General features: G+C 65.0%; 19 protein-coding genes. 11 read left to right on the forward strand and 8 right to left on the reverse strand.

All coding sequences use genetic code 11. The features are described 5' to 3' along the window. Positions 1-94: 94 nt before the first annotated feature. From P3W85_RS41245 to P3W85_RS41255, 3 genes are all read left to right on the forward strand, one after another. The gene (locus P3W85_RS41245) at positions 95-2,389 is read left to right on the forward strand and encodes an LPS-assembly protein LptD (protein ID WP_276269063.1); all 2,295 of its coding nucleotides are present in this window, start codon (positions 95-97) and stop codon (positions 2,387-2,389) included. 17 nt (positions 2,390-2,406) lie between these two features. Beyond that, positions 2,407-2,577 carry a hypothetical protein gene (locus tag P3W85_RS41250; protein ID WP_276269064.1) on the forward strand — a complete coding sequence of 57 codons (171 nt, stop codon included), beginning with the start codon at positions 2,407-2,409 and terminating at the stop codon, positions 2,575-2,577. Positions 2,578-2,828: 251 nt separating this feature from the next. Further along, positions 2,829-3,338, forward strand: coding sequence for an acyloxyacyl hydrolase (locus tag P3W85_RS41255; RefSeq protein WP_276269073.1), 510 nt, complete (start codon positions 2,829-2,831; stop codon positions 3,336-3,338). A gap of 55 nt (positions 3,339-3,393) precedes the next feature. On the opposite strand, the gene P3W85_RS41260 is transcribed toward P3W85_RS41255, so the two are convergent. From P3W85_RS41260 to P3W85_RS41270, 3 genes are all read right to left on the reverse strand, one after another. Continuing rightward, the gene (locus P3W85_RS41260) at positions 3,394-3,822 is read right to left on the reverse strand and encodes a hypothetical protein (protein ID WP_276269065.1); all 429 of its coding nucleotides are present in this window, start codon (positions 3,820-3,822) and stop codon (positions 3,394-3,396) included. A 20-nt stretch (positions 3,823-3,842) separates the two neighbouring features. After that, positions 3,843-4,061 carry a hypothetical protein gene (locus P3W85_RS41265; RefSeq protein WP_276269066.1) on the reverse strand — a complete coding sequence of 73 codons (219 nt, stop codon included), beginning with the start codon at positions 4,059-4,061 and terminating at the stop codon, positions 3,843-3,845. A gap of 81 nt (positions 4,062-4,142) precedes the next feature. Next, a complete protein-coding gene (locus P3W85_RS41270; protein WP_276269067.1) occupies positions 4,143-4,946 on the reverse strand; it encodes a MipA/OmpV family protein in 804 nt (267 codons plus the stop codon). A gap of 530 nt (positions 4,947-5,476) precedes the next feature. Here P3W85_RS41270 and P3W85_RS41275 point away from each other — a divergent pair. Further along, positions 5,477-6,778, forward strand: a complete 1,302-nt coding sequence (locus P3W85_RS41275; RefSeq protein ID WP_276269068.1) for a UDP-N-acetylglucosamine 1-carboxyvinyltransferase — start codon at positions 5,477-5,479, stop codon at positions 6,776-6,778. Between the two features lie 242 nt (positions 6,779-7,020). On the opposite strand, the gene gdhA is transcribed toward P3W85_RS41275, so the two are convergent. Continuing rightward, a complete protein-coding gene (gene gdhA, locus P3W85_RS41280) occupies positions 7,021-8,364 on the reverse strand; it encodes an NADP-specific glutamate dehydrogenase (RefSeq protein WP_017226936.1) in 1,344 nt (447 codons plus the stop codon). Positions 8,365-8,766: 402 nt separating this feature from the next. Here gdhA and P3W85_RS41285 point away from each other — a divergent pair, with 402 nt between their 5' ends. Continuing rightward, on the forward strand, positions 8,767-9,417 hold the full coding sequence (locus tag P3W85_RS41285; protein WP_276269069.1) for a HugZ family protein: 651 nt from the start codon (positions 8,767-8,769) through the stop codon (positions 9,415-9,417). A gap of 44 nt (positions 9,418-9,461) precedes the next feature. On the opposite strand, the gene P3W85_RS41290 is transcribed toward P3W85_RS41285, so the two are convergent. Continuing rightward, positions 9,462-10,109 carry an IclR family transcriptional regulator gene (locus tag P3W85_RS41290; protein WP_035811725.1) on the reverse strand — a complete coding sequence of 216 codons (648 nt, stop codon included), beginning with the start codon at positions 10,107-10,109 and terminating at the stop codon, positions 9,462-9,464. A gap of 106 nt (positions 10,110-10,215) precedes the next feature. Here P3W85_RS41290 and P3W85_RS41295 point away from each other — a divergent pair, with 106 nt between their 5' ends. The 5 genes from P3W85_RS41295 (at position 10,216) to P3W85_RS41315 (ending at position 13,998) form a co-directional block, all read left to right on the forward strand. Next, a complete protein-coding gene (locus P3W85_RS41295; protein ID WP_017226939.1) occupies positions 10,216-11,193 on the forward strand; it encodes a Bug family tripartite tricarboxylate transporter substrate binding protein in 978 nt (325 codons plus the stop codon). A gap of 35 nt (positions 11,194-11,228) precedes the next feature. Continuing rightward, the gene (locus tag P3W85_RS41300; protein WP_017226940.1) at positions 11,229-12,101 is read left to right on the forward strand and encodes a TauD/TfdA dioxygenase family protein; all 873 of its coding nucleotides are present in this window, start codon (positions 11,229-11,231) and stop codon (positions 12,099-12,101) included. A gap of 390 nt (positions 12,102-12,491) precedes the next feature. After that, complete coding sequence (locus P3W85_RS41305) at positions 12,492-12,728, forward strand: hypothetical protein (RefSeq protein ID WP_017226941.1); 237 nt, start codon at positions 12,492-12,494, stop codon at positions 12,726-12,728. A 3-nt stretch (positions 12,729-12,731) separates the two neighbouring features. Beyond that, positions 12,732-13,049, forward strand: coding sequence for a hypothetical protein (locus tag P3W85_RS41310; protein ID WP_276269070.1), 318 nt, complete (start codon positions 12,732-12,734; stop codon positions 13,047-13,049). Between the two features lie 172 nt (positions 13,050-13,221). Next, entirely contained in the window at positions 13,222-13,998 is a 777-nt protein-coding gene (locus P3W85_RS41315; protein WP_276269074.1) for an IclR family transcriptional regulator, read from the forward strand. Between the two features lie 52 nt (positions 13,999-14,050). Here the strand turns inward: P3W85_RS41315 and P3W85_RS41320 are convergent, their stop codons facing one another. From P3W85_RS41320 to tauA, 3 genes are all read right to left on the reverse strand, one after another. Further along, entirely contained in the window at positions 14,051-14,926 is an 876-nt protein-coding gene (locus P3W85_RS41320) for an ABC transporter permease subunit (RefSeq protein ID WP_430869712.1), read from the reverse strand. Positions 14,927-14,936: 10 nt separating this feature from the next. After that, entirely contained in the window at positions 14,937-15,713 is a 777-nt protein-coding gene (locus P3W85_RS41325) for a taurine ABC transporter ATP-binding protein (RefSeq protein WP_035811752.1), read from the reverse strand. A gap of 101 nt (positions 15,714-15,814) precedes the next feature. Further along, positions 15,815-16,828 carry a taurine ABC transporter substrate-binding protein gene (gene tauA, locus P3W85_RS41330; protein ID WP_017226946.1) on the reverse strand — a complete coding sequence of 338 codons (1,014 nt, stop codon included), beginning with the start codon at positions 16,826-16,828 and terminating at the stop codon, positions 15,815-15,817. A gap of 429 nt (positions 16,829-17,257) precedes the next feature. Between tauA and P3W85_RS41335 the strand changes: the two genes are divergently transcribed. Then, positions 17,258-17,507: thiamine pyrophosphate-binding protein (locus P3W85_RS41335; protein ID WP_276269071.1), on the forward strand; the 250-nt coding region annotated here is incomplete at its 3' end.

A 17,507-nucleotide genomic window follows, 5' to 3' on the forward strand; every position in this document is an offset into this window, starting at 1 on the left:
CACCGGAATCCGGCCTGCTCTTCCAGCATATCGACCATACCGGCAGTTTGCGAAGTGGCTTCCCGGCAGTGGTTTGCGCCCGCTGGTGCTGGCCATGGCCAGTTGGTCGGCCGGCGTCCAGGCGCAGGCGGTGGGCTCGGCGCTGCCCGAACTGCCGCTGGCCGGGCCGACCGTGGAACAGGCCTCCGCGGCGCCGCCGGTATCCGGCAAACTCGTCCCCCGCCTGGCCGAGCCGGCCACCGCGCGGGACGACAGCCCGCCTGTGTTTGTCTCGGGCGAGCGCATGACAGGCTACGACCAGCGCCGCCTGGAACTCACGGGCAACGCCGAGATCCGCCGCGGCGGCGGCGTGGTCAAAGGCGACCGGCTTACCTATGAGCAAGACCGCGACGAGGCTTTTGCGCAAGGCAACTCCCGCCTCTCGCGCGGCGGCTTGCTGGCGGTGGGACCGGAAGCCCGGCTCAGAGTCGAGGCCAATGAAGGCTACATGCTGTCGCCGGACTACTATTTCCGGCCGAGCGGCGGCTCGGGCAAAGGCGAACGGATCGATTTCGTCGACAAGGACCGCAGCGCCATCAAGCGCGCCACCTACACCACTTGCTCGCCCGACAATGCGGACTGGTACTTCAGCGCGCGGCGGCTCGATATCGACAGCGACCGGCAGGTCGGCACGGCATATGACGGCGTGCTGCGGTTTTTCGATGTCCCGGTCATGGCCGCGCCGGTCTTTACGTTCCCGCTGTCAGATGCCCGCCGCAGCGGCTTCCTGACGCCGCTGCTCGGCTATCGCTCGGGCCTCGACCTGACCGTTCCCTACTATTTCAACATCGCGCCCAACCGGGATCTGACGCTGTTCCCGCGTTACCTGAATGCGCGCGGCCTACAGCTCGGCAGCGATTTCCGCTACCTCGGCGAAGGCTATGCCGGGCGCATCCGTGGCGAGTTCCTGCCCGACGACCGCAAGACCCGCACCGACCGCTGGTCCTATTCCGTCCAGCATACCCAGCACCTAGCCACGGGCCTGAACGCCTACGTGAACGTGAGCGAGGTGTCGGACGCACGCTATCCCGACGACCTGAGCTACGCCATGGCGTCGTCGGTCCAGCGCCAGTACACGAAGGAAGCCGGCATCACCTACAACTGGCGGGATCTCGCCGTGCTTGCGCGCGTGCAGAAATTCCAGACGCTCGCGCCCAGCCAGCCATCCTACGAACGCGTGCCGCAGCTCAATGCCAGATACGTGCGCTACGACCTGGGCGGCTTCGATGCGCAGGTAGAGGCGGACTACACGCGCTTCCGCATCCCGCTCACCACCGCAGGCGTGCAGCAGCCGCTTGGCGAACGCGTATTTGTCCAGCCATCGCTCAGCTATCCGATCGTGCGTCCCGGCTGGTTCGTCACGCCCAAGGCCATGTTCAATGCCACCCAGTATCGGATGGAACCAGCCAGCAACACCGCCGGCGCGGCCAACACGCTGAGCCGTGCACTGCCAACCGTCAGCCTGGATTCCGGCATGGCCTTCGAGCGCGACGCCCCGGCCATCAGCCGGTTGTTTGGCAGAGGCTTCATGCAGACGCTGGAGCCGCGCCTGTTTTATGCCTATACGCCGTTTCGCGACCAGAGCCAGTTCCCGCTGTTCGATACCGTGCAGTCCGACTTCGGCTATGGGCAGATCTTCAGCGAGACCCCGTTCACCGGCTATGACCGCATCGCCGACAACAACAAGCTGACGGCCGGCGTGACCACCCGCCTGATCGAGACCGACAGCGGCATCGAACGCTTTCGCGGCACGCTGGCGCAACGCTTCGACTTCACCGGCCAGCGCGTGCAGCTCAACGGCACCGCGCCGGAAGCCAGGTCCGGCTATTCCGACCTGCTGGCGGCAACCACCGTGCAGCTGTTCAAGGGCTACTATATCGACGCCGGCATGCAGTACAGCCCCGGCACCGAACGCATCGTCTATTCGAACATTGCATTCTCGTGGCGGCCCGAAGAGCGCAAGCTCCTGAACGCCGGCTACCGCTACCGGCGCCCGACCTCGGTAACCGACAACGCCGCCATCGACCAGTTCGAGGTATCGGGCCAGTGGCCCATCACCCAGCGCGCCTATGGCGTGGGCCGGGTCGCCTTCGATCTCGGCGCGAACCAGCTGGTCGACGCGCTGGCCGGCATCGAATACGTGGCGGATTGCTGGGTGGGGCGCTTCGTCTACCGGCGCTTCCGCAATACCTCGCAGGGCTACACAGGGCTCCCCTACCTGGAACTGGAGTTCCGCGGGCTATCCAGGATCGGTTCCAATCCGCTGGAAATCCTGCGCCTGAATGTGCCAGGCTATACGCCCGTACTGGCCTCGCCGGTGCCGCCGTCCAGGTTCGACCACTACGAATGAGACAGGAAGACAACGGCATGATCACGACATCCCAGAGCACGCCCGCCGATATCCCGCCCAGGATCCTGCTGGCCGAGGACGATATGAAACTGGCGAGATTGAAGGCCCAGTGGCACGGCGGCCAGGCGCAGGCGCACGCCAGTACCGGCTCCCGTGGCGGCGCCCTCTTCACGCTACGCTGGCGATAGCCCGCGGAGCGCGGATAAACCGCCTGGACACAATTCCCGGAAAATCCTGACCTTCACAATTCCGCACAATAACGCAACACATACACTCATATTCAGGCTCGACTCATTATGTAGAATTTTATTTTTTAAAAATACGATTCGACATCATGCAAGAAACCAGAAAAACCACAAAAAACAATAAACCCGGAGTTTCGAATAAAGGAAATCGATCCATCCCGGCATTCCGGGCAGTTTTCTGGATGGCATTGTGCATGCTCGGCACCGCGCATCCGGTGCAAGCCGAAGGGGCACAGCCCTCCACCATCCTGCCGGGCGCCGTCAGCATGCACATGGGCTTTGGCGATGGCTACAAGCGAGCCACCCTGAGCTGGGAAAGCACGCCGCTATGGAGCTACCAGTTCAGCGGGCGCGGTGGCCGACTGGACCTCACCGGCGAGCTTGGCGTCTCCTACTGGTGGGCCAACAAGGACAGGAACCCGCGCAATGCCTGGCAGTTGAGCGCAATCCCGATGCTGCGCTACTGGGCAACCGAGAAATTCTACCTGGAGGCCGGGATCGGCGCGACGGTATTCAGTGGCTCTGGCTTCGCCGGAAAGAATATCAGTACGGCATACCAGTTTGGCGATCACGTGGGCGCGGGGTACCAGATCACCCCTTCGGATCGCATTGGCGTCCGCTATTCGCATTTTTCGAATGCAGGCATCAAACGACCCAACCCCGGGCTGGATATCATTCAAGTTACCTACACGCGCAAATTCTGAATAGCGCGGCACGAATCCGGGCGGCAGGATGCTGCCGCCCGGAGCCCACGCACTGTCACAGGCCGCGCCGGATATCGCGCGCGTAGTCTTGCAGGGATTGCCGTTCGTTGATTGCCCTGGCTGCCCCCTCGACGAACCACGGCAATATCAGGACGGTGTCCCTATCCGCCAAACCAATCGTGAAGGTACGCGCGCCTGCCTCACCGCACGCCACGCCTGGCGAAGGCGCGCACGGCGTGGCGTGCGGCGCCGTGTCTTCCTTCTGGCCGGACGGCGGGGAGGAAGCATCCTGCTGCGCCTGCGTGACGGCCGGCAACAGCGACAGAACCAGAGCCCCTAGAAGATTCGTGAATTTGGTGATCCGCATTGTCTTATCCTTGAAATTCGTTTCAGAAAGAGAAATGGAAAAAAGCGCTCCCCGATCTCGGAAACAATCTGGTTCCGCAGTGTGCACGGCGTGGCCGATGACCCCGCCGTAGAGCATGTGCCCATGCCTTGCATCCATCACCTGGGTGCCCGCGCTTCCTCCACCTGGCGCTGATAGTTCTCAAAGGCGGCATCCGCCCGCGTCATGCATTGCTGCCGCTCCGCCGGATCGCTGACTCTATTGCATTCCGTTCGCTGCCATCCCTGTCCGGCGGAATAGGCTGCACGCTGCCACGAGCAGCCCAGCATGGTCGACGCTACGATCAATAGTGCTGCCAACAGAATGCAGCGAATCACGATAGCCCTCCTTGATCTTCCTGGACGTACCGGCGGGTAACCCGGTCAAGCCCGCCTGCGGCATCGCAGGTATTGCTCTGCCTAGAAGCTATAGTTGACCGTGGCCATGCCGCTGAAATTGGTCTTCTCCATGACGATGGGGCTGTTGGAGGCCTTCTGGAGATAGCGCGTCGCGCCGGCCGAGGTCACGACCGACCAATCCTTGTTGATCGCATGCGTATAGGTGAGGACCAGATCGACGGCATAGAGCCCCCCGTCCGGCCGGTACGCCGCGTAGCCGGAGTTTGCGCTCTGGGTCGAGGTGACGCCAAAGTATGTCTGGTTGTATTTCTGCGTGCCAAAGTGGGCCGTGCTGGTAAGCAGGACCTTGTCTTGCGGCCGGTCGAGCAAGTTGGCGCCGGCCCGCGCGTAGAACTCCCCGCCCCGCTCGCGGTTCGAGATCGGTTGAATGGTACCGAGCGCCAGGCTACCGTACTTGCCAATGTTGACGCCAAACTCGAGATTGGCGAGGACGGAGCCTTTGATATCGCCCATGCCCCTCAGTTTGTCCGAGCCGCTGACGAATCCTTCCTTCTTGCTCTTGCGTCCGGCGTCGTAGCCGATCGCCCCGGAGACGAAGAAATCCCCGAACTGGTGCCGATAGCCCAATCCGCCCACGCCAAGGTACAGGCCCCAGGGCGTGACGACACTCAGGTCCAGCGCGGGCCGGACGGCATACTCGTCGCTGCCGGCGTAGCGGGGCACATAGGCCGCCCCCAGGCCGACGGTGATCCGCGTCGACGACAGGGCCGAAGTTGCTGGCGAGGCAGGCCCGGCAGGGGTTTCCCCGGCGAAGGCGCTGACACATAAGGTGGAGGTGGCAAGTAGTGCGGCGAGAGACTTCACTGCGGTTTCCCCTGGAATTGAGAGCCGCATTCTCCAGCCGCAGTGCCATTAGTGTCTTCGGCGAATTTGTCCTAAATCTTATGGAAGTTTCGCAGATTGTCGGAATTTGTATTTGCCGCTGCCTCACTCCGCCGCAACCCTGTCCGGCACGCTCAGGCAACCCGCGTTGCATGCGCCAGAACCACGCACCAGCCCGCTGCATCCCGGGGCGCCGTCCACACCCGCGTGAAGCGAAAATCGCCATTGGCGGGGCTGCCGCCATAGATGCCCGATAGCCGCATCCGCACCGATACAAGCGCTACCTCGCCCAATAGCTGCCCAAAAGTGGATCGCCGATTATTCATCAAACCGTCATTCAATGGCAGCCTGGCACGCGCGCCGTACGGCTGCAGTTGGCCATGCCGCAACAAGGAAATGGCCGGCCGGCGCGAGAGATAATCCGGCGCCAGCCGCCTTGCCGTCCGCCAGGCAAGTACAATGCTCTGCCTCGTTCCATATTGTTTGCGCCCCTTTCGCTACATCCCCGATCCATGTCCAATCTCATCGTGCACGGCGGTACGCCGCTCCGTGGCCGCATCATCCCCTCGGCTAACAAGAATGCAGTGCTGCCGGTGCTCTGCGCCACGCTACTGACCGATGCGCCGCTGCGCCTCCATGGGGTGCCCGACATCACCGACGTGCGCAAGATCCTCGACATCTTCCGCACCCTGGGCAGCGAGGTGCACATGGACCACGCAAGCGGCACGCTGGACCTGCACCATCGCGAAACCGTCTTTGACGCTGCATGCCATCGCCTGCCGGAGGAGATGCGCTCCTCCATCATGCTGGTACCCCCGCTGCTGGCGCGCTTTGGCATCGCCCGGCTGGAGGACAACGTCAAGGGTTGCACGCTGGGTGTGCGCGAGATCGATCCGCACGTCGATATCTTCCGCAGCTTTGGCGGCAGGGTGGAGCGCGCGGACGGCTCCCTGCTGGTGCGCTGCGAGGGCCAGTTGATCCCCACCGACCACTGGCTCGACTACGCCTCGGTCACCACGACGGAGAACTTCGTGCTGTGCGCCGCCGTTGCCGGCGGCACCTCGACGCTGACCAATGCTGCGTCGGAGCCGCATGTGCAGGAGTTCTGCCATTTCATGACTATGCTCGGCGTGCGCATCGAGGGGATCGGCACCTCGCGCCTGACGGTGCACGGCGGCAATACGCTGAGCGGCGGGGAGTTCCGCTTCGAGGAGGACTTCCACGAGATCACGACCTTCCTGGCGCTGGGCGCCATCACCGGCGGGGATGTGGCGGTACGCAACAGCATGCCCGGCAATTTCCCCCTGATCGACCGGACCTTCGCAAAGTTCGGCGTGCAGATCACGCACGAGGACGGCTGGTCCCGCGCCACCCGCAGCGGCCCCCTGAAAGTGCAGACGCCCTTCACCAGCAACGTGCTGACCAAGGTCGAGGCCGCGCCGTGGCCTTATTTTCCGGTCGACCTGCTGCCCATCTTCATCGCGCTGGGCGTGCGCGCGCAGGGCAACGCCATGTTCTGGAACAAGGTGTACGACGGCGCGCTGGGCTGGACGGGCGAGCTGTCGAAGTTTGGCGCCCATGTGTTCTCGTCGGACCCGCACCGGCTCATCACCTTTGGCGGCAATCCGCTGACACCGGCGGTGGTGGAAAGCCCGTACATCATCCGGGTGGCGATTGCCCTGTTCATGGTGGCGGCCAGCATCGACGGCAGGTCGGAGATCCGCAACGCCACGCCGATTCGCCGGGCGCATCCCCGCTTTGTCGAGAACCTGCGCAGCCTTGGCGTGCAGGTGGAATGGACGAGCGAGGAATGACGGACTAGCCGTTCCGGTCGGGTGATCGAGCCGCCGGGCCCGAAGCCGCCCATTGTCCGCCGCGCCATGTCGGGGAAACCCGATGGACTGCGCCGGAACCGACCCGGTGAAAGCCGGGATCGCGGCCAAAACCTGTGCGCGCGTGGCCTCTATCGGCCGGCAACGCCACCACCGCCCGCCCCATCCCGGCTCGCCGGTCCTGAGCGGAGCCCAGGCACCGGCCGGCACGCCGGATACAAAGCCTAGACCACGCCTTGCGCCAGCATCGCGTCCGCCACCTTCACGAACCCGGCCACGTTGGCCCCTTCCACATAGTTGATATACCCGTCGGCCTTCTGCCCGTAATGGATGCAGTTGCCGTGGATGTCTTTCATGATGGCGTGCAGCTTCTCGTCGACCTCGGCATGGTGCCAGGCCAGGCGCATGGCGTTCTGCGACATTTCCAGCCCCGAGGTGGCGACACCGCCGGCATTGCTGGCCTTGCCCGGCGCGTAAAGGATGCGGGCGGCGAGGAAGCGGTCGACCGCATCCAGCGTGGAAGGCATGTTGGCGCCCTCGGCCACGCAGAACACGCCGTTGGCGAGCAGCCGCTCGGCGTCGTTGCCGTCCAGCTCGTTCTGGGTGGCGCAGGGCAGCGCCACGTCCGCAGGCACATGCCAGGGCGTACGGCCGGCCTCGAAATGCAGGTCCTGCTCGGCGGCGAAATCGGCCAGGCGCCCGCGCGCTTCGTTCTTGAAAGCCATCAAGGCGGCCAGCTGTTCGCTGTTCATGCCCTTGGGATAATGCAGCACGCCGCCGGAATCGGACACCGTCAGCACCTTGGCGCCGAGCTCGATGGCTTTCTCGGCCGCGTATTGCGCCACATTGCCCGAACCGGAGATCAGCACGCGCAGGCCGTTGAAGCCGCGTCCGCGCCGGTGCAGCATTTCCTGCGCGAAATACACCGTGCCGTAGCCGGTGGCTTCCGGGCGCATCAGGCTGCCGCCAAACGCCATGCCTTTGCCGGTAAAGACGCAGGCGGCGTGGTTGGACAGCTTCTTCATCATGCCGGCCATGAAGCCCACTTCGCGCGCGCCCACGCCGATATCGCCGGCAGGCACATCGGTATCGGGGCCGAGGTGGCGGTGGAGCTCGGTCATCAGGGCCTGGCAGAAGCGCATGACCTCGCCATCCGACTTGCCCTTGGGATCGAAGTCGGAGCCGCCCTTGCCGCCGCCCATCGGCAGGGTGGTCAGCGCATTCTTGAAGGTCTGCTCGAAGCCGAGGAACTTCAGCACCGAGAGATTCACCGTGGGATGGAAGCGCATGCCACCCTTGAAGGGGCCGATGGCGGAGCTGTGCTGCACGCGGAAGGCGCGGTTGACCTGCACCTGGCCGCGGTCGTCGGTCCATGCCACGCGGAACTGGATCACGCGCTCGGGTTCCACCAGCCGCTCCAGCAGGGCTTGTTCGCCATAGCGCGGATGCTGCTCGACAAAGGGCCACAGCGTCATCATGACCTCCTTCACGGCCTGGAGGAATTCGGGCTGGTCGGGGTCGCGCCGGGCAACGCCGGCCAGGAAAGTGTCAAGGGAGGCAGATGTCACGAGTGTCTCTTCGATTCGTTTGTGCTGGTGCTTGGCAGAAGACGGCCGCCGCGGATACTTGTCCGGCAGGCGTGCCGAGGGATGCCATTGCCCTGCCCGGCAACGCGGCCGGGTAGCGCAATGCGGCAAGCCCGATGGAGAGCCCATCAGGCCATGTAGATACATTCACAATTATCCTGAATGTATCGCCAGGGGCGAAGCTTAGCACCAGGTACGCCCTGGGTAATAGTCAGAACACCTGTGACGGCAGGACATATAAAAGGCGCCAAGGTGTATTTTTGTGCGATCAACGGACAAGCGCGGCATGGAACGACGGCGTGCCATACCCGGCAGCGGGGGGAACAGGCAGCGCGTACGCAAGCCGTACAATCTTCCGATTGCCCAGAAACAAGGCCCAAGCTCGTGGACATTCCCATTGAACAAGCCGTCAGCCTCCTGCACGAGGCAGCCTACGGCACCCTGGCAACGCACGCATCGGCCCTGCCAGGCTATCCCTATGCCACCGTCGTGCCGTTCGTGCCCGACCAGTCGGGCACTCCCGTGATTTGCGTCAGCGCGCTGGCCGAGCACACCCGGAACCTGCTGGCCGATGCGAGAGTCAGCCTGTCCGTGCTGCAGCCCGCGGCCACGGACGTGCAGAACGCCCGCCGGCTGACACTGGTCGGCGAGGCAACCCCCTTCGAACCGGACCCCGACGCGCTGGCACGTTTTCTGCGTTACGAACCGGCTACCCAGCATCTCCTGACCCTGGATTTCCAGTTCTTCCGCCTGACCCCTAAGACCATCCGCTTCATCGGCGGTGTTGGCCGGATGGGATGGCTCGGGGAGGAGGAATGGCGCGCCATGCCCCAGGTGCCGGCCGGCACCGAGGTCAATCTGTTGCGCGAGATGTCGCTTGCCGCCCCGAGCGGCGTACGCCTGCTTGGGGTCGATTGCTATGGCGTGGACTACGAAGTCGCGGGACGGCGCAACCGGCAGCGCTTTGCGCACGCCCCCGTCGCGCCGGCGGCAGTGCACAAGACGGCCTTGGGTCTCGTGGCCAGCCTTGGCTGAGCGAGCCCGAAGCGCCGGCCGGCACCAGCTCCGCCGCGCGCCCGTCACACCGGCGCCAGCCCGATCAGTCGGCTGACATCGGCGGCCGCCTGCTGCAGCGCCGGCACGATTTCCGCCGGGATGCGCTCCGGCGTAGCTTCACCGGCCGAGGTGGAGATCCCGATCGACAGCTGCCGGGAACCGGCCGCCGGCAGCGGCACGGCCACCGATACCTGATTGCTCTCCGGATAGGCCAGCACGCTCCACTCGCCAGGCTGCAAGGCGAGAGCCATGGCCAGCGCGCTGCCGGGCGGCAATACGCTGCCCACGCGCAGGTTCATCACCACCAGCCGGCGGCGCTCGGCCGGCGCCATCGCCCGGCCGACGATGATCACCCCTTCGGGATTGGCTTCGCCGAGGTTGGCCGTGCCGGAATAAGCGTCGGCCAGTTGCTGCAGCCCTTCCTGCACCGCCTCGGTCACGCCCAGGCTTTCCAGCGCGGCAAAGCCGATCTCGAAAACCCGGGTGGTCAGCCGCCAGCGATTGCCCTCCCGCGCCACATAGCCCTCCTCCTCCAGGGTCAGCAGAAACCGCAGCACCGTGGGATGCGGCAGGTCCACCGCGCGCGATAGCTCCGCCAGCGTTGGCCGGCCGTTGTGGCGGAACGCCTGCAGGATCGCTAGACACCGCTGGATCGATCTATTATTCTTCAATCGCTCACCGTTCACTATGAGAACTATACGTTCATCTAGTGAACATACTAGCGCAAGTCGAAGGAGGCGGCAAGTACCGCATCCTCATCCCTTCCAAGGAGACAAGATGAAACCCATCGCCCCCATCCTGACCGTGGCGCTGCTGGCATCGGCCACCGCCTCGCTGCCCGCGCGGGCAGCCGATGCCTGGCCGGCCAGGCCGATCAAATGGGTCGTGCCCTACCCGCCCGGCGGCTCGACCGACATGCTGGCGCGCATCGTCGGCCAGAAGCTGGGCGAGCGGCTCGGCCAGCCGGTGGTGGTGGAAAACAAGGCCGGCGCCGGCGGCAACGTGGGCACCGACTATGCAGCCAAGCAGCCGGCCGACGGCTACACCATCGTGATGGGCAATATCGGCCCGATCGCCATCAATCCCTCGCTCTATCCCGACCTGCCTTACAACCCGCTCAAGGACCTGGCGCCGGTGACCATGCTGATGGCGGTGCCGAACCTGCTGGTGGTCAATCCGGCGCTGCCCGTGCATTCGGTGCGGGACCTGATCGACTACGGCAAGCGGCAAGCGGCCCCGCTGGGCTACGCCACGCCGGGCGCCGGCACCTCGCTGCACCTCGCGGGCGAACTCTTCGCCGCCACCGCGGGCGTGAAGATGACCCACATCCCGTACAAAGGCAGCGCGCCCGGCCTGAACGACACCATGGCCGGACATGTCCCGGTGATGTTCGACAACATGCCCTCCGCGCTGCCGCTGGTGAAAGCCGGCAAGCTGCGCGTGCTGGCCATCACCAGCGCGCAACGCTCCGCGCAACTGCCCGACGTGCCCACCATGGCCGAGGCCGGCCTGCGCGGCTACGAGATCGCCGGCTGGTTCGGCGTGCTGGTGCCGGCGGCCACGCCCAAGCCCATCATCGCCAGGCTCGACACCGAACTGGAAGCCGTGCTGAAGATGCCCGACGTACGCAAGAAGCTGGACGAGATGGGCGGCATCGTGTCCGGCGCCGGGCCGCAGCCTTTCGGCCGCTATATCGAAGCGGAATCGCGCAAATGGGGCACGCTGGTGCGCAGCGCCAGTATCGCCGCCCAATGAACCCCGACCATCCCACCCACCAGAGGAGACCAGCCGTGTCGCAATACAAAGTCATCGATGTCCAGCCCATTGCCGGCGCGCTCGGCGCGCAGATCAGCGGGGTCGATCTTGCCGGACCGCTGCCCGACGAGACCTTCGCCGAGATACGCTCGGCACTGCACGACAACCTTGTGATCTTCTTCCGCGACCAGCAACTGACGCCCGCGCAGCACAAGGCGTTCAGCGCCCGCTTTGGCGAACTGCTGGAAGTGCCGTTCATCCGCGCGTTGCAGGGGCACCCGGAAATCCTGCCGGTCATGAAGGGCAAGGCCGAGCAGACCAAGCGCAATTTTGGCGGCCTGTGGCACACCGACATGAGCTACGCGGAGGTCCCGCCGCTGGGCTCCGCGTTGTATGCCCGCGTGATCCCGCCCTACGGCGGCGACACCATGTGGACCAATATGTACCGCGCCTACGACGCGCTGTCGGACGGCCTGAAGGCGGTGCTCGACACGCTGCGCGCCGTGCACAGCCCGGTGCGTTCGTACGGCGCCAAGGGCGCGGTCGTCAATAACGGCGATCCGGCGCACAAGATGGATGTGCGCACCGACGAGCGCGCCAGCGCCGAAGTCACGCATCCGGTGGTGCGCATCCACCCCGCCACCGGCAAGAAGGCGCTCTATGTCAACAGCACCTATACGCTGCGCTTCGAAGGCATGACCGAGGAAGAAAGCGCGCCACTGCTTCAATTCCTCTATGGCCATGCGGTGCGGCCGGAATTCACCTGCCGCTTCCGCTGGACGCCCGGCGCGCTGGCGGTATGGGACAACCGCTGCACCCAGCACCTGGCGATGAACGACTACGACGGCTTCGACCGCGAGTTGCACCGCACCACCATCGCGGGCGACCGGCCGATTGCGGTGGCTTGAAGGCGCTGAAGCCCGCATTAAGCGTTGGACGAAGCTGACCGGATGCGCCAGAACCGAGTGAAATGACGCCTGCTGTCACTCCCTCTTCCCTGATGGGGAGAGGGGTAGTTTGGCCAGGAGCCACAGGAACCGAAACCATTCGTTTTATCCAGCGTGCTACGCATTTGCAGCGCCCGCCCTCTCCCCCGGCCCCTCTCACAAGTGGGACCGGGGAGCAAACCTGCAGTGCACGCAGGTGCGTCGGCAATCCGGCAATCCCAACCTACCCACAAGTCCGTGAACCATAGTGCCGCATGCTGGGTAAATCACCCTGCTCGCCGCGCGGCAGTCGCCACCGCCGTGTGCGAAAATGGAGGCACCGGAGACGCGCACATGCGCGAAGGAGCTAACATGCGGCAGAGCGCAATCAAGCCGGGCAGCGAGGTCTTCCGCGCCTCGGCGGAGTTTGAGCAAGCCATCGTCACCCAAGGCGAGGCCGCTGCGCGCGAGCACCTCGACAACGGCCGGCCCGTCTACTACGCCGATCCCAAGTATCCCGGTTTCGTCGTCAAGAAAAACCCCGATGGCAGCGAACAGCTCGCAAGCGTCGATCTCGACGGGAAGATCACCGTAGTGCGGACCATCTGACCCGTGCCGCAGCTGTGGGTGATCGCCGGGCCCAACGGCTCTGGCAAGACGACCGTGGCAGATCGCTGGTTTGCCAGCCGTATTCCGGTGGTGTCGCCGGATTCAATCGCCGCCGAGCTTGCCAACTTCACCCCTGCTTTCGAGGTCGCGGACAGGTCCTTCGCGCTCGCCAACTCCGCACTGCGCCCACGCCTCATCCTCTCCTGGGAGAACGGTCGCATACGCCAGCGCTCTTCGAGGCTGCCGCAATGGGCCCTGGATGCATTTCCCAGCCAGCTCTTGACGCATATGGCGAATATGGCGCAACAATCGACGCCTTGAACTGGAATACAATCAATCTGTCTCGTTTTCCGGAACGGAGTTTGGATTGAAATCGGCAACAGCAACCGCATCGGCGAAAAAAGCGCCTCCTGAAGCACCCAAATCAAAAACAGGCAAGACCGTGCGTCAGGCAGCACCGGTTCGCGTCGAAGAACTGGCGGATGCGGCACCGGTGCTCCACGTCACGGCAGACGCCGCGGCGGACCGCGATACCCCCACGCTGCGTGCCTTCGCCTTGCTCGAATTCCTGGTGGCGGCCGACCGGCCCCTGTCGCTGGCGGAGATCATGCAAGGCTTCGAAGCGCCCAAGGCTTCGCTGCATCGCATGCTCGGCGCCCTGGAAGCAGGCGGACTGGTGATCCGCGAGCCCGGCGCGCGCAATGCCTACGCGGTCGGGCCGCGCCTCTCGCGGCTGGGCGTGGCCATCGTCACGCATTCGGGCTCGCGCCAGTTGCGCCATGCCATCCTGGCGCGGCTGGTGGCGGACATCGGCGAGACGGTCAACCTGACCATGCTGCACGAGACCTCGGTGCTGTACCTGGACCGCATGGAAGCGCCGTGGCCGCTGCGGCTCGATCTCAAGCCGGGATCGCGCGTGCCCCTGCATTGCTCGGCCAGCGGCAAGCTGCTGCTGTCGCTGCTGCCGCGCGAGCAGCGCGCGGCGCTGGTGCGGCAATTGCCGCTGGAGCGCTTCACCCCGAATACCGTCACCGATGTGGAACTGCTCGAAGCCGAGCTGGACCGCAGCGCGCACAAGCAGCTCGGCGTGGACAACGAGGAGTTCGTCGCGGGCATCTCGTGCGTGGCGGTGCCGGTGCGCGACGAGCGCGGGCACGTGGTGGCGGCGCTGGCGGTGCATGCGCCCACGGCCCGCTCGCCGCTGTCGCGCTCGCTGGAGTTCGTGCCGCGTTTGCAGGAGACGGCCAGGGAGCTGGCGGCTACGTTTTAAGGCATACGCAGGAACCGGGCGGCGGACACCGCCTCCCGGTTCTCCCCAAGCCTTACATCCTCCCCTTCCAGGGCACCAGCCACTTCTCCATCTTGCGCATCAGCAGGTCGAAGGTATAGGCGATCAGCCCGATCAGCCCGATGCCCATGATCACCACGTCGGTGCGCAGGAAGTTCGACGCGTTGAGCACCATCTGTCCAAGGCCTGCCGTGGCCGCCACCATCTCGGCGGCGACCAGCGTGGTCCAGCCGAAGCCGATGGCGATGCGCATGCCGGTCAGGATGTCCGGCAGCGCCGCCGGGATCACCACATGGCGGATCACCTGCCACGGGTTGGCGCCCATCGAATACGCCGCGTTGATCTGCTCGATGGTGACCGAGCGCACCCCGGCCTGCGCCGACATCGCCAGCGGCGCGAAGCATGCCAGGAAGATCAGCAGGATCTTCGACGTCTCATCGATGCCGAACCAGATCACGATCAGCGGCAGGTAGGCCAGCGGCGGCAGCGGACGATAGAACTCGATGGGCGGATCGAACACGCCGCGCGCGATGCGCGACACGCCCATCATCACGCCGATCGGCACCGCCGTCACCGTGGCCAGAGCGAAGGCGCCGAACACGCGCACCATGCTGGCGCGGAAGTGCTCGGTCAGCGGCAGCCCGCCCTGCACATTGCCGTTCCAGGCGTCGATAAACGCGCTGACGATGGCTTCCGGCGTGGGCAGGAACAACGGCGGCAGCCAGCGCAGGTGGCTGGCGATCCACCACAGCGCCAGCAGCGAGACCACGGTGATGGTGGAAATGCGCGAGCTGGAGCCTTCGCCCGGCAGGCGGTAGCCGGATACGGCCTTCATCCGGCGCGCGGGAGGCGCGCCCGGCACCGCACCGGCGCCCGGCGCGGTTTCGAGTCTTTGAGCGGAAACGGACATGTCGGGCTCCTCAGGGCGTGGCATGGATCAGGTTGACGATTTCTTCGCGATAGCGGATGAACTCCGGATCGGACTTCACTTCGCGGGCGTCGCCGCATTCGATATAGCGCCGCGCGAACGGCATTTCGTAGGTATGCGCGATGCGTCCCGGCGAAGGCGTCATCACGATCAGGCGGGTGGCCAGGAACAGCGCCTCCTCCACGCTGTGCGTGATGAAGAACACGATCTTCTGTTCCGCCGCCCACAGCTTCAGGATCAGCGCCTGGATCGATTCGCGCGTGAGCGCATCCAGCGCGCCCAGCGGTTCGTCCATCAGCATCACCGCTGGATCGTTGGCCAGCGTGCGGGCAATACCCACGCGCTGCTGCATGCCGCCGGAGAGCTGGTAGACCGGTTTGGCCGCCACCTTCTCCAGTCCGACCAGCGCCAGCTTCTCGTGCGCGAGACGCAGGCGCTCGGCGCGCGCCACGCCGCGCAGGCGCAGGCCCAGGGCAACGTTGTCCTCCACGTTGAGCCAGGGCATCAGCGCATGTTTCTGGAACACGACGCCGCGCTCGGCACCAGGACCATGCACGGCTTTGCCATCGAGGCGGATCTCGCCTTCCGAGGGCTGCATGAAGCCGGCGATGCACGACAGCAGGGTTGTCTTGCCGCACCCGGAGGCACCCAGCGCGACCACGAAATCGCCGCGCTCCATGGTGAGATTGACTTGCGACAGGGCCAGCGTCTCGGCGCCGCCGCGGCCGCCGTAGTTGACGCTGAGGTTGTCGATTTCGAGTTTGGCCATTGCTGCAAACTCCTGAAAAAAGGTCATTGAAGGCTGCGGCACGCAGCATCGCCCGCCCCGCAGCACACTGCTTTCTTCGCGCCCGATGGCGCCCAGGCAGGTCAGGCCGGCGACCTGGTGGCCAGGGCACGCCTGACCCACTCGGCGTTCACGCCCTGGCCATAGTCCGGCAGCACGGTCTGGATCGTGCCCTGCTCCTTCAGGAATTGCGCGGCCGATTGCAGCGCCTTGGCCGCGCCGCCGCCCAGCCAGCGCGGCGAGGCCTGTTCATCCAGGGTGGGGAAGCTGTACAGCGCCATGCTGGCAGGCACGGATTCGGCCTTGGCGCCCGAGACCTTGGCGACGGCCTTCACCATGGGAGAGTCCGCTGTCCAGCCGGCCTTGTCCTGCCGGTACTTGTCGTCCGCCGCCGCCAGGATCTTGACGAACCTGACCATGAACTCGGGGTTCTCGCGCGCAAACTTCTTGTTGGCGATCATGCCGTCGAAGGTGGCCTTGCCGGTCTCGGCGGCAATCTTGCCGGAGGTCACCAGCACCTTGCCCGACTGCTTGACCTTGGCCAGCACCGGGTCCCAGATGAAGGTGGCGTCGATATCGCCGCGCTCCCAGGCCGCAGCCACTTCGGGCGGCCGCATATTCATGATCTTGACGTCGCGCGGATTGATCCTGGCCTGCTCCAGCGCTACCAGGGTGTGGTAGTGGGTGGTGGAGACAAAGGGCACGCCAACACGCTTGCCCTTGAGATCGGCCACGCTGTTGATATTGCTGCCGTTGCGCGCAACCATGGCCTCGGCGGCGTTGATATCGTCAAGAATCCAGAACAGTTCCACGTCCAGCCCCTGCGAGAGGGCCGAAGCGATCGGCGAGGTACCGGCTTCGCCGATGGCGATCTGGCCCGACGCCATCGCGCGGATCACATCGCCTCCGCCGCCGAACTGGCGGAACGAGACCTTGTAGCCGGTCTGCTTCTCGACTTCCTTCATGTCCTGCGCATAGCGCCACGGCACCACCATGTCCTGGTAGGCGATGACGACTTCCCTGGTCTGCGCATACGCGCCCGGGGCGACCACGGCCGCCATGGCAACGCTTGCTGCGAGCTGCTTGATCCAACGCATGATGAACCTCCTCAACATTGACTGGGTTGTATGCCGCTGCGCAAAGCACCGGCACGGGTAGCCTGGCACCAGGGCGGTGCCTGCTCGAGGAGGAAGAGGTAATAAGCATGAGGCATGCCATGTCTCCGTCTGGTTGGGACGTCTTTGCGTCCTCTCGTTCTGGTGGCGTCCTGCTCTCGGGAAGAATCGCCTCGGTCCGCATTGGGGCGCGGTGTAGCCCTATGGTAGGAAGCCCGCCCCGTTGCGGTTAGAGCCAGTCAGAGGTAACTGTGGGTCCAAGCCCCGATTTGGTTCACTTTAAGATACAAATCGTCCCGTTTATCGAAATTTCCTGTTGACCGTCGCTCGCGCTCATCCTACATTCGACTCACAAACACTTTTCGGAACGTATGGTTCCGTTTTGAGACCGAAGACTGGAGACTGACCACCATGAGCGAACACCTCCCCGAATCCCTCGGCGCCAGCGCCCCCGCCGCCGCCGGCCCGCAGGCCATGACCCCCTCGGAAGCCTTCGTCGAAACCCTCGCCGCCAACGGCGTCACCGACATGTTCGGCATCATGGGCTCCGCCTTCATGGACGCCATGGACATCTTCGCCCCCGCCGGCATCCGCCTCATCCCCGTGGTCCACGAGCAGGGCGCCGGCCACATGGCCGACGGCTACGCCCGCGTCTCCGGCC

The organism is Cupriavidus basilensis (assembly GCF_029335485.1).
GTDB classification, from domain to species: Bacteria; Pseudomonadota; Gammaproteobacteria; order Burkholderiales; family Burkholderiaceae; genus Cupriavidus; species Cupriavidus basilensis_E.